The 11,722-nt window shown below is 69.1% G+C and carries 13 protein-coding genes; 4 read left to right on the top strand and 9 right to left on the bottom strand.

Annotated features, from left to right (window positions below; all coding sequences use genetic code 11):
• Nucleotides 1-5: 5 nt before the first annotated feature.
• Nucleotides 6-1,085 carry a YncE family protein gene (locus tag EBE87_RS01345; protein WP_233553308.1) on the bottom strand — a complete coding sequence of 360 codons (1,080 nt, stop codon included), beginning with the start codon at nucleotides 1,083-1,085 and terminating at the stop codon, nucleotides 6-8.
• A 171-nt stretch (nucleotides 1,086-1,256) separates the two neighbouring features.
• On the opposite strand from EBE87_RS01345, the gene ddpX reads away from it, so the two are divergent.
• From ddpX to EBE87_RS01325, 4 genes are all read left to right on the top strand, one after another.
• On the top strand, nucleotides 1,257-1,805 hold the full coding sequence (ddpX, locus tag EBE87_RS01340) for a D-alanyl-D-alanine dipeptidase (protein WP_120639366.1): 549 nt from the start codon (nucleotides 1,257-1,259) through the stop codon (nucleotides 1,803-1,805).
• A 49-nt stretch (nucleotides 1,806-1,854) separates the two neighbouring features.
• The gene (locus EBE87_RS01335) at nucleotides 1,855-2,478 is read left to right on the top strand and encodes a LolA family protein (RefSeq protein WP_120639371.1); all 624 of its coding nucleotides are present in this window, start codon (nucleotides 1,855-1,857) and stop codon (nucleotides 2,476-2,478) included.
• Between the two features lie 94 nt (nucleotides 2,479-2,572).
• Nucleotides 2,573-3,385, top strand: coding sequence for a gamma-glutamyl-gamma-aminobutyrate hydrolase family protein (locus EBE87_RS01330; protein WP_120639370.1), 813 nt, complete (start codon nucleotides 2,573-2,575; stop codon nucleotides 3,383-3,385).
• 846 nt (nucleotides 3,386-4,231) lie between these two features.
• Nucleotides 4,232-5,194, top strand: coding sequence for an SMP-30/gluconolactonase/LRE family protein (locus EBE87_RS01325; RefSeq protein ID WP_120639365.1), 963 nt, complete (start codon nucleotides 4,232-4,234; stop codon nucleotides 5,192-5,194).
• Nucleotides 5,195-5,206: 12 nt separating this feature from the next.
• Here the strand turns inward: EBE87_RS01325 and EBE87_RS01320 are convergent, their stop codons facing one another.
• From EBE87_RS01320 to pyrF, 8 genes are all read right to left on the bottom strand, one after another.
• Nucleotides 5,207-5,737 carry a hypothetical protein gene (locus EBE87_RS01320; RefSeq protein ID WP_120639364.1) on the bottom strand — a complete coding sequence of 177 codons (531 nt, stop codon included), beginning with the start codon at nucleotides 5,735-5,737 and terminating at the stop codon, nucleotides 5,207-5,209.
• A gap of 28 nt (nucleotides 5,738-5,765) precedes the next feature.
• Nucleotides 5,766-6,014: a DUF2171 domain-containing protein gene (locus tag EBE87_RS01315; protein WP_120639363.1), complete on the bottom strand. Its 249-nt coding sequence runs from the start codon at nucleotides 6,012-6,014 to the stop codon at nucleotides 5,766-5,768.
• 13 nt (nucleotides 6,015-6,027) lie between these two features.
• Nucleotides 6,028-6,816 (bottom strand): SDR family NAD(P)-dependent oxidoreductase, encoded by a 789-nt coding sequence (locus EBE87_RS01310; protein WP_120639362.1) that lies wholly within the window; start codon nucleotides 6,814-6,816, stop codon nucleotides 6,028-6,030.
• A 59-nt stretch (nucleotides 6,817-6,875) separates the two neighbouring features.
• A complete protein-coding gene (locus tag EBE87_RS01305; RefSeq protein WP_120639361.1) occupies nucleotides 6,876-8,045 on the bottom strand; it encodes a zinc-dependent alcohol dehydrogenase in 1,170 nt (389 codons plus the stop codon).
• A 150-nt stretch (nucleotides 8,046-8,195) separates the two neighbouring features.
• Nucleotides 8,196-9,044, bottom strand: coding sequence for a tryptophan synthase subunit alpha (gene trpA / locus EBE87_RS01300; RefSeq protein WP_120639369.1), 849 nt, complete (start codon nucleotides 9,042-9,044; stop codon nucleotides 8,196-8,198).
• An 8-nt stretch (nucleotides 9,045-9,052) separates the two neighbouring features.
• Nucleotides 9,053-10,270 (bottom strand): tryptophan synthase subunit beta, encoded by a 1,218-nt coding sequence (trpB, locus tag EBE87_RS01295; RefSeq protein WP_120639360.1) that lies wholly within the window; start codon nucleotides 10,268-10,270, stop codon nucleotides 9,053-9,055.
• A gap of 79 nt (nucleotides 10,271-10,349) precedes the next feature.
• Nucleotides 10,350-10,991, bottom strand: coding sequence for a phosphoribosylanthranilate isomerase (locus EBE87_RS01290; RefSeq protein ID WP_120639359.1), 642 nt, complete (start codon nucleotides 10,989-10,991; stop codon nucleotides 10,350-10,352).
• A complete protein-coding gene (pyrF, locus tag EBE87_RS01285) occupies nucleotides 10,988-11,719 on the bottom strand; it encodes an orotidine-5'-phosphate decarboxylase (RefSeq protein ID WP_120639358.1) in 732 nt (243 codons plus the stop codon). The genes EBE87_RS01290 and pyrF overlap by 4 nt, the downstream gene beginning before the upstream one ends.
• Nucleotides 11,720-11,722: the final 3 nt, after the last annotated feature.

Here is an 11,722-nt window from a genome sequence, read left to right as displayed (position 1 = left end):
TGGCTTCAGGCCCGGATGATGCTGACGGTGTCGCCGTTCGGGTCCTCGACCGGCGGCTGGCCGCGCGGAGCCATGCGGGCCTTGTTGCTGACATAGGCGGTGCCGGTCTCGCGGTCGATCGCCACCGTGTTCGGGTGGGTGCCGGTGGCGAGGCTGGCGATCACCTCCAGCTTGGCGCCATCGACCAGGGAGACGGTGCCGGCGCCCCGGTTGGTGACATAGACCGTGCCATTCGGCGCCAGGGTCACGCCCAGCGCGCCGGCGCCGGTCTCGATGCTCTTCACCAGGCTGCCGCTGGCGGCATCCAGCACCGTCAGGGTGCCGGACTTCTGGTTGGTGACGAACAGGCGATTGCCCCGGGGCTGATAGGCGATGTTGATCGAGCTTTCGCCCCCGGCGGGGAAGCGGCGCGCGACCTTGCCATCGGCCAGGCCGATCTCCACCACCTCGTTGGTCGCCAGGCTGGCGCCGAAGAGGCGGTTGTTGGCGGCATCCAGCGTCAGGGCCGAGATGCCCTCGCTCAGGCCTTCGATGACCTGCACGATCTCGTTCTTCGCGCCGTCGATGACCCAGACGGCGCTGGCCTCGCCACGGAAGCCGGGGACGGAGACGAAGGCGCGGTTCTTTTCCTCATCCGCCACCACCTGGCGCACATGCGCCTTCTCGCCCTTGGCCAGCTTGGCCAGGGTCTTGCCGCTCTTGAGGTCGATGGCCGAGACGGAGCCGGAGCGGGTATTGGTGGTGTAGAGGATGCCGGTGCGGTCGTTCAGCCCCAGGCCGAAGGCGGGCTCGTCCGACAGGTCGATGGTGCCGCGCACCGCCAGGGTCTTGGGGTCCAGCGCCAGGATGCCGGCGTTCTCGCTGTTGCCGCGGGTGCCGGCGGCGGCCACATGCACCAGCCCGGTGGTGCGGCTGAACACAATTTCATAAAGGCCGCTGCCGACCTTGGCGCTCAGCACCACGGCGGGGGTGCCGGCGGCGCCCTGCGCCAGCGCGGGGCTGGCCTTGGCGGCGGCCAGCAGGCCAGCGAAGAGGCCGAGTGCCTGGCGGCGGGACAGGCCCTGCCGGATCGGGGAAGTGGTCATGCGGGTCTCCATCCTGTCCTGCTGCGCCGGGGCGGGCGGCCACGCTCCTGTGGTGCGGGAGGGCGCCGGCCACCCGGGAGGCCGTGCAATTGCAAAGCATTCTCAGCTTCCGGGGACATTAGGCCGGGCGGGGCCGATGTCAATCCCGCCGCGCCGTGCCATTCTACGGCCATGCTGCAGCCGCTCACCGAGGCCGATGGCCTCCTCCTCGATATCCGCTACGCCACGCCAGACAATCTGACAGGCGCCCCCATCTACCGCCGCCCAGTGGCCATGCTGCTGCCCGAGGCGCGGGCGCGCCTGCTGGCCGCCCGCGACCGCGCCGCCGCGCTCGGCCTGCGCCTGAAGATCTTCGACGCCTTCCGCCCGATGGAGGCGCAATGGGCGCTCTGGCACGCGGTGGAGGACAAGCGCTTCGTTTCCGACCCCCGGCTGGGCGGCGTGCACCCGCGCGGCGCGGCCGTGGACCTGACGCTCTGCGATGCCGCCACGGGCGCCGAGCTGCCGATGGGCACCGGCTTCGACGCGGTGGACGCGGCCTCCGCCCATGGCAGCCTGGCGGTGCCGGTGGCGGACCAGCGCAACCGGGCGCTGCTGCTGGGGCTGATGGTGGCGGCGGGGTGGGAGCCCTATCTGCTGGAATGGTGGCATTACCAGCTGCCGCAACCCCGGCGCTTCCCGGCGCTTTCAGCCAGCGCGGTCCCCGAAGGGCCGATGTGAAGCCGCCGACCCCTTTTCGCCGCCTCTCCGGCACGCCAACTGGTTGATCATGTTCCGACGCACGCTGCTCGCCTCCGCCCTGCTTCCGCTCCTTCCCGCTGCTGCGCTGGCCCAGGGGGCGGGCGGCAACCGCGCCGCCATCCTGGGCAGGGTAGAGGCCTATCTGAACAGCCTGACCACGCTGCGGGCCCGCTTCCTGCAGATCTCGCAGCATGGCGGCAGCGCCGAGGGCACGGCGATGATCTGGCGCCCCGGCCGCATGCGCTTCGAATACGACCCGCCGGAGCCGCTGCTGCTGGTGGCCTCCAACGGCCAGTTCCTGCATTACGACAAGGAACTGCACCAGCCTTCCATCGTGCCGGTCTCCTCCACGCCGCTGGGCTTCCTGCTGCGGCCGCGCATCAGCCTGACCTCCGGCGACCTCGAGATCATCGGACTGGAGCGGGTCGGCGGGCTGCTGCGCGTCGGCATGCGGCGGCGCGAGGCGCCGTCCGAGGGCAACCTGGTGCTGGTCTTCGCCGAGGACCCGATGGAGCTGCGCCAATGGGTGGTCACCGATGCCCAGGGCCAGCAGACGCGGGTGACGCTGACCGAGATTCAGACCGGCGTCCGCTTCGACCCGCTGGTCTTCGCCTTCAACGATCCGCGCTTCTTTGAGACGCAGGTGCGCTGATTCGGGGCAGGGCTGCGGCTGCCTCACCCCAGCCTTTCACAAATTTTCGCGCTTTTGCCTTGATTGCGCCATGCACGGACGCGACCATCCCATCATGCGCCCGCTCATTGGTATCTCCTGCTGCGTCAAGGCATTCGGTGCGAATGCCATGCCCAACCACGCCGCCTCGGACCATTACATCCGGGTCGTGCTGGGGCCGATCGGCGGTGTTCCCGTCCTGATCCCCGCGGCCGGGGAGGCCGTGGTCGCGGAACTGCTGCCGCGCCTGGATGGCATCCTGCTGACGGGCAGCCGCTCCAATGTGCAGCCACTCCTCTACCAGGGGCCGCCGCATCTGGAAGGCACGCCCGAGGATGCGGAGCGCGACGCCACCACCCTGCCGCTGATCCGCGCCGCCCTGGCGGCCGGCGTGCCGCTGCTGGCCATCTGCCGCGGCTTTCAGGAACTGAACGTGGCGCTGGGCGGCACGCTGGACCAGCGCATCCAGGACCTGCCCGGCCGCATGGACCACTCCACCCCGGTGGACCAGGTGCTTCCCAAGGTGCGCACCGGCAAGGCGCATGCCGTGCGCGTGGCCGAGGATGGCACGCTGGCGCGCTTCTGGTCCGGGCTGGACTGGAGCCCGGCGGCGGTGCCGGTGAATTCGCTGCATAACCAGGGTGTCTGCCGCGCCGCTCCCCGGCTGCTGCCGGAAGCCTGGGCGCCGGACGGCACGGTGGAAGCCGCCCGGGTGCAGGGCACCGACGCCTTCGCTTTCGGGGTGCAGTGGCACCCGGAATACGACTGGAAAACCGACGCACTCTCCCGCCGCCTCTTCGAGGTCTTCGGTGCCGCGGCGGCCGACAGGGCGCTGCGGCGAGAAAACGCGGCGGAGGCGGTGCAACTTCCGGCTGTTGCGGCGGAATAGCCACAACTACGCTAGAAGCATTCCGATCAAACGTTTTTGAGTTGCGCGGAACTGGGCTTCCTGATTCTTGTGGATACCGTATTGTCTGCCGTAAGGCGGCAAGGTTCTCCCCAGACCGGCTCGCCCGACCATTCCTTACAGGAATGATTCCCCCCGAAGGCGCCCGGTCACCCCCCCTTGGACCGGGCGCCGCTCGGGCGTGCGCATCTGCGAAGCCCACACTTCGCGGACATGATGCGCAGCCATACTCAACCTCCACAATCCATCTGTGTTTCGCGAGGAAGCGCCTGAGATTCCGCTGGCGCTGATGGCCTGCGGAAGGCTGGGGCACGCCTGCTTCCCGAAAGCTTTCGCGCGGGCACGGCAACAGGGCGCGCCTCACGGATCGGCCGCCCACCAAAGCCAGCATGAATTGTCTTGGAGCAAGCGCAGGGCAGGCCACGATGCTGTGGCCACCGGATGCGCCGCCAGCGCCACGCCGGAAGGCCGGCCGTGGCGGAGGTGATGAGGGCCCTATGGCCCGGCGCCGCCCTGGGAGTTCAGGAGAGCGGCGGAAAAGGCAGCTTACATCTCGCCGGCGATGCGAGGCAGCTCGCCCGGCCAGTTCAGCTCCAGCAGGGAGCGGGTGAACAGTCCGCCCGAAACCAGGGCGGCGACAACAGTGAGGAAAAGGAATTCAGACATGGGTTTGCCCCTGTTCTTGTGAATGCGGCACGATGCTGCACCTGCGAAGAGGGATATAGGCAGCCCAGTGCTCGCGGAGGTTTGTTCTTTTTGCGTTGCAGCATTCGCCTGTGAGCAACAGCCATGCCAAGCTGCGGTCGGTTCCGCGCAGAGGAAACGCCGATGGCCCAAGAGATCGCGAACGAAACGCCCTGGCAGCCCAGCCCGACCTACCCCGACATCCGCTTCCGCGCCTTCGAGCCGGCCTTCCACCGCTTCCAGGTGATGAACAGCCCGGTGCAGAAGCTGGCCGGCGGCTGCATGTGGGGCGAGGGGCCGGTCTGGTTCGGCGACCAGCGGGCGCTGCTGTGGTCGGATATCCCCAATAACCGCATCCTGCGCTGGGATGAGGAAACCGGCGCGGTCACCACCTTCCGCAAGCCGTCCAACAACGCCAATGGCAATACCCGCGACCGCCAGGGCCGCCTCGTCACCTGCGAGCATCTGACACGGCGCGTGACGCGCACCGAATACGACGGCCGCATCACCGTGCTGGCCGACAGCTTCGAGGGCAAGCGGCTGAATTCGCCCAATGACGTGGTGGTGGCCTCCGACGGCGGCATCTGGTTCACCGACCCGCCCTTCGGCATCAGCAGCTATACGGAAGGGGAGATGGCGGAATCCGAGATCGCGCCCGCCGTCTGGCGCATCGACGGCCAGAGCGGCCGGCTGGCGAAGGTGGCGGATGGCATCCCCGGCCCCAATGGCCTCGCCTTCTCGCCGGACGAGCGCATCCTCTACATCGTGGCCAGCCGGGCGGAGCCGCGGCAGATCCTGGCCTATGACGTGGACGGCGCGCGCCTCTCCAACCCCCGCGTGCTGATCCAGGCCGAGCCCGGCCATACCCCGGACGGCTTCCGCGTCGATACCGAGGGCAATCTCTGGTGCGGCTGGGGCATGGGCGGAGAAGGGCGGGACGGCGCGCGCGTCTTTGATGCCGGCGGCACGCCGCTGGGGCATATCGACCTGCCGGAGCGCTGCGCCAACGTCGCCTTTGGCGGCCGGCACCGCAACCGGCTGTTCATGGCGGCATCACGCTCGCTCTACGCCGTGCATGTGAACGCGCAGGGGGTGGCGGGCGGCTGAGCCGCCCTGCCGTCAGCCGGGCGAGGCCTCCGCCCGGCGCGACACCTCGGCGGTGTATTTCCGCATGTCGTCCAGCAGCCGCTTGGCGGCCTCGCGCCCGTTCTCCGGCTGCATGGACTGGGTGATGACGCCGAGGTTCTGGCGGATCTGCGTCGAACCCTGGTCATAGAGGTTGTCGTTGCGGATGGCCGGGGGCGCGCGGTTCACGGCGTCATAGGCCGCCTGGGCCGCCGACTTCAGATCCATCCAGGCCGGCGTCACCGCCTTCTGGTCATTGGCGGCGGGCTCGTTGCCGCTGCGCTCCACTGCCGTTTCCAGCCGCTGCTGCGCCTCCTTCAGCAGGTTGGCATAGTCCCGCAGATTGGCCGCCTGCGGCTGCGGCGACTGCCCGACACGGGAATCGGATTGCGGCCGGTTGGGCTGCGGCGCCGGGGCCTGGGTGGCGCCGGTATTGGGCGCCGTGCCCGAGCCAGGCTGGGCCTGGGCGCCGCCGGCCAGGGTCAGGCCAAGGCCCAGGGCCAGGGCAAGCTTCGTGGTCTGCATCTCGTCTTCCTTCCTTGCTGGCGGCGGCTCAGGACTCGGTATGCTCGCCCTGCGCGCCGCCCTGCATCAGCCGCAGCGCCTCGTCCCGGGTGAGCTGGGCGGTGATCTTCTCCTCATCCACCATCGAGACCTCGGAGAGCGGCAGGTAATGGTGCCGCCCCTGCTCGTCCCGCGTCAGCTTCAGCCGCCCGGCATCGAGATGGTCCACGGTGCCGATGGGCTGTCCGTTGCAGTCCACCACCGGCATATGCTCGCGGATCAGCGTGGTATCGACCATGCGCCCGGCTCCTTCAGTGCTGCTGCCCGCCCTTGGGCTCCGACATGCCGCGATGCACCTTGGCCGTCACGCCGGCGGGCAGCACATTGGCAACCGCAGTCATCACCTTGTTCTTGAGGCCGCTGACCACGTCGCCCTCGCCCTTCATCATGGCGTCGAAGCCGACGCGGGCGACCATGGCGGGGTCGTCCTTCTTTGCCTCGCCCACCGGCGTGTCCATCATATGCGCGCGCTCGAAGAAGGGCGTCTCGGTGGCGCCGGGCATCAGGCAGGTGACGGTGACACCGGTATCCTTCAGCTCCTCCCGCAGCCCCAGCGAGAAGGAATTCAGGAAGGCCTTGGTGCCGTTATAGACGTTCTGGAAGCTGCCCGGCATGAAGCCGGCGATGGAGCCGGTGATCAGGATGCGTCCCTGGCCACGCGCACGCATCATCTGCCCCACCTTGTGCACCAGATAGACCGTGCCGGTGACATTGGTGTCGATGACGCGGCGGATCTCGTTCCAGTCCTGCTCCAGGAAGGCATGGCCGAGGCCGCGCCCGGCATTGGCCAGCAGGGCATCCACCGGGCGCCCCTTCGTGGCGGCGATCAGCTTGTCCACGCCCTCGGTGGTGGCGAGGTCGGCCTGCAGCGCCTCCACCGCCGCGCCGGACTGGCGAAGCTGCGTGGCGGCCTGCTCGATCTCCGGCTCATCGGCCACGATCAGCAGGTCGAAGCCTTCCTCGGCGGCACGCCGCGCCAGTTCGAAGCCGATGCCGGTGGAGGCGCCGGTGACGATGGCATAGCTACGGGTCTGGTCCATGTGTGGCTCTTCCCTGCTGGGGTTGTCAGAGGGGAGGCGCGGCGCGCCTCCCGGCGGCCTCAGGGCTTCAGAACAACTTTGATGCAGCCATCCTTCTTGTCGCGGAAGGTCTTGTAGAGTTCCGGCCCCTGTTCCAGCGGCGCGGTATGGGTGATGACGAAGGACGGGTCGATCTCGCCCTTCTGGACTTTCTCCAGCAGCATCGGCAGGTAGTGCTGCACCGGCGTCTGCGCCATGCGGAAGGTCAGGCCGCGATTGATGGCCGAGCCCATCGGGATCTTGTCCAGGAAGCCGCCATAGACGCCGACAATGGAGACGGTGCCGAAGTTGCGGCAGCAATGGATAGCCTGGCGCAGCACATGCGGCCGGTCGGTACCCATGAAGGTCGCGACCTTCACGCGGTCCACCAGGGAGTCGAAGCTGCCGGTGGCGCTGGCCTCGGTGCCCACCGCATCGATGCAGGCATCGGCACCGCGCCCGTTGGTCAGCGCCATGATGCGGTCGTAGACATCCTCTTCCTTGAAATCGAGCACGATGGCGCCGGCCGCGCGCGCCATGGCCATGCGCTCCGGCACCGTGTCGATGGCGATGACGCGCTCGGCGCCCAGCATGAAGGCGCTGCGGATGGCGAATTGCCCCACCGGGCCGCAGCCCCAGATGGCCACGGTCTCGCCGCCCTTCAGGTTGCAGTAATCGGCGGCCATGTAGCCGGTCGGGAAGATGTCCGACAGGAACAGCACCTGCTCATCCGTCAGCCCGTCCGGCACCTTGATGGGGCCGACATCGGCATAGGGCACGCGCATGTATTCCGCCTGCCCGCCGGCGAAGCCGCCCAGCAGATGCGAATAGCCGAAGAGCCCCGCAGGGGAATTGCCCCAGAGCTTGGAGGCCATCTCGCGGTTGGGGTTGGAACGCTCGCAGCCGGAGAAGAAGCCCTTCTTGCAGAAGAAGCATTCGCCGCAGGAGATGGTGAAGGGCACCACCACGCGGTCGCCGACCTTCAGCTTCTTGTTGTCTTTCCCGACCTCGACAACCTCGCCCATCGCCTCATGGCCGATCACGTCGCCATGCTGCATGGAGGGAATGACGCCGTCGAAGATATGCAGGTCCGAGCCGCAGATGGCGCAGGACGTGACCTTGATGATGGCGTCCCGTCCGTCCTCGATCTTGGGATCGGAAACATTGTCGCAGCGGATATCGCCCTTCCCGTGCCAGGCCAGCGCCCTCATGCCCGTGTCCTTCCTGCCATGTGCTGGCGGTAAACGCGGCGGGGGCGGCAAGGTTCACGGCAAGGTCGCCGAAGATCCTGCTGGAAGCTGCAACTTATCCGTTTAATCGGCGGGTTGGCGGCCGTGGGGGCTGCCAGCCCGCCGATGTTCTCAGCCGGCGCGCACGGCCTTGGCGAGGTCGCGCACCTGGTCCAGCACGCGGCTCACCGTATCCGGCGAGGCGCGACCCTGGTCGTCCAGGCTCTTGGCCAGGGTGTCGATCAGCGCCGAGGCCACCACGGCGCCATCGGCGATGCGCGCCGCTTCCGCCGCCTGCGCCGGCGTGCGGACACCGAAGCCGATGGCGATCGGCAGGTCGGTGTGTTTCCGCAGGCGCGGGATGGCTTCCGCCAGGGCAGAGGATTCTGCGCTGCGCGTGCCGGTGATGCCGGCGATAGCCACGTAGTAGATGAAGCCGCTGATGCCGTTCAGCACCATGGGCAGCCGCTTGTCATCGGTGGTGGGCGCCACCAGCCGGATCATGTCGAGGCCATGCGTGGCGGCGGAGTCCATGGCATCGGCCTCCTCCGGCGGCAGGTCCACCACGATCAGCCCATCCACCCCGGCGGCGGCGGCATCGGCGCAGAAGCGCTCGACGCCATAGGACATGATGGGGTTGAAATAGCCCATCAGGACCACCGGCGTGGCGTCATCGGCCTCGCGGAATTCCCGCACCATGCCGATCGCCCCGGCCAGGCTGCCGCCGGCCTTCAGCGCCCGCTGCCCGGCGAGCTGCACGGTGGGTCCATCCGCCATGGGGTCGGTGAAGGGCACGCCGACCTCGATCAGGTCGGCCCCCGCGCCGGGCATGCCGCGCAGGATTTCCATGCTGGTCTCGCGGTCCGGGTCCCAGGCTTCCAGGAAGGGCATCAGCGCGCCGCGCCCTTCCGCCTTCAGCTTGGCGAAGCGGGCCGCGATGCGGCCGCGCCCCGTGCCGGCCTGCGCCGCCGGCTTGGTCATGGTCTGGCTCACAGCTTCACCCCCAGGTGGTGCGCCACGGTGAAGATGTCCTTGTCGCCGCGCCCGGACAGGTTGAGGACGATGATCTTGTCCTTGCCCATGGTGGGGGCGAGCTTCATCACCTGCGCCAGCCCATGCGAGGATTCCAGCGCCGGGATGATGCCTTCCAGCTTCGAGCAGAGCTGGAAGGCTTCCAGCGCCTCGTCATCGGTGATGCCGACATAGGTGGCGCGGCCGGTCTCGTGCAGCCAGGAATGCTCCGGCCCGATGCCGGGGTAGTCCAGCCCGGCCGAGATGGAATGCGCTTCCTGGATCTGCCCGCTCTCGTCCTGCAGCAGGTAGGTCAGGTTGCCATGCAGCACGCCCGGCCGGCCCCGGTTAAGCGAGGCCGCGTGTTCCTTGGTGTCCATGCCGCGCCCGGCGGCCTCGACGCCCCAGAGGGCGACGTCCTTATCATCCAGGAAGGGATGGAACAGCCCCATGGCGGAGGAACCGCCACCCACGGCGCAGACCAGCGCATCAGGCAGCCGGCCTTCCTGTTCCAGGATCTGGGCGCGGGTTTCCTCGCCCACCACGCACTGGAAGTCCCGCACCATCTGCGGATAGGGGTGCGGGCCGGCGACAGTGCCGATGCAGTAATAGGTGTCCTGGATATTCGCCACCCAGTCCCGCAGCGCCTCGTTCATCGCGTCCTTCAGCGTGCCGGCGCCAGAGGTGACGGGCACCACCTCCGCCCCCAGCAGCTTCATGCGGAAGACGTTGGGCGCCTGCCGCTCGACATCGGTCGCGCCCATGTAGACGACGCATTGCAGGCCAAAGAGCGCGCAGGCCGTGGCCGTGGCCACGCCATGCTGCCCGGCGCCGGTCTCGGCCAGGATGCGGCTGCGGCCCATGCGCTTGGCCAGCAGGATCTGCCCCAGCACCGCATTGATCTTATGCGCGCCGGTGTGGTTCAGCTCCTCGCGCTTGAAATAGACCTTGGCGCCGCCGAGGTGCTCCGTCAGGCGCTTCGCCAGCCAGAGCGGGCTGGGGCGGCCGACATAATCCTTCAGCAGCCAGCGCCATTCCGCCATGAAGTCCGGATCTTTCTTCGCGGCTTCATAGGCCTGCTCCAATTCGAGCAGCAGGGGCATCAGGGTCTCGGCCACATAGCGGCCGCCGAACTGGCCGAAGCGCCCACGCGCATCGGGACCCTGACGGAGCGAATTGGTCAATGGCTGATTCAAGATCCATCCCTCCGTACGGGGGGATGTGTGTAGCGCGCGGAGCAGGCCGGGGGTAGGGCGACTCTGCCCCGCGCCGCAATCAGGCCGCCGAGAGCGCCGCCGTCACAAAGGCGCGCACCAGCACCGGGTCCTTCAGCCCCCGCACCCGCTCGACGCCCGAGGAAACATCGACCCCTGGCGCGCCGCTGGTGCGGATGGCATCGGCCACATTAGCCGCCGTCAGCCCGCCGGCCAGCAGCCAGGGGCGCGGGATGGCGCGGCCGGCCAGCAGCCTCCAATCGAAGCTGGCGGCATTACCGCCGGGCAGGCTGGCGCCGGCCGGTGGCTTGGCATCCAGCAGGAAGCGGTCCACCACCGGGGCATAGGCATCCAACAGCGCGAGATCGGCTTCCTCGGCAATGCCAAGGGCCTTCATCACCGGCAGGCCGAAGCGGTCGCGGATGGCGGCGGCGCGCTCCGGGCTTTCATGCCCATGCAGTTGCAGCAGCCGCAGCGGCACTTCCTCCAGCACCGCCGCGATGGCCTCGTCGCTCGCATCCACGAAGAGCCCGACCGGCGTGACGATGGAAGGCAGGCGCGCCGCCAGCCCCGCCGCCTGCGCCGGCACCACCGAGCGCGGGGAAGGCGGGTAGAAGACGAAGCCCACCATCTGCGCCCCGGCGCGGGCGGCGCTGTCCAGCGCCTCGGCATCGTTGATGCCGCAGATCTTCACCTCGGTCATAGCGTGGCCGCGATGCGGGCCGCGGCCGCGGCGGGGTCGGCGCTGGCGGTGATGGGGCGGCCGATCACCAGCCAGTCGGCGCCGGCGGCGGCGGTCTCCTCCGGCGTGGCGACGCGGGCCTGGTCGCCGGCATCGCTGCCGGCCGGGCGCACGCCGGGCACCACCAGCAGCGGCGCATCGCCGAAGGCATCCCGCAGGCGCGAGACTTCATGCGGGGAGCAGACCAGCCCATCCGCCCCGGCGGAGAGCGCCAGCCGCGCCAGCCGCAGCACCTGCTGCGCCGGACCGCCGGAGACGCCGGTCTCGGCGAGGCCGGCGGCGGAGAAGCTGGTCAGCACCGTCACGGCCAGGATGGCGGGGCGCTGGGCACCGGCACTGTCCTCGGCGGCACGGCGCGCGGCCTCGATCATGGCGCCGCCGCCGCCGCCGTGCAGGGTCAGCATGGCGGGCGGGTGGGCGCAGACCGAGCGCACGGCGCCGGCCACGGTATTCGGAATGTCGTGGAACTTCAGGTCCAGGAAGACCGGGCGGTGCTGGCCGATCTGCTGCACCACGGCGGGGCCGGCGGCGCAGAACAGCTCCAGCCCCACCTTCACCAGCCCGACATGCGGGGCGACGGCCGCGGCCCAGCCCATGGCACGGGCGGGGTCCGGGGTGTCCAGCGCGGCGATGACGCCGCAGCGGTTCGGTTTGGCCCAGAGGGGAGAAGGAATGGAGGCGGCACTCATGCC

The sequence above is a fragment of the Teichococcus wenyumeiae genome (genome assembly GCF_003696345.1).
GTDB classification, from domain to species: domain Bacteria; phylum Pseudomonadota; class Alphaproteobacteria; order Acetobacterales; family Acetobacteraceae; genus Pseudoroseomonas; species Pseudoroseomonas wenyumeiae.
This window is presented reverse-complemented; position numbering and strand designations above follow the sequence as displayed.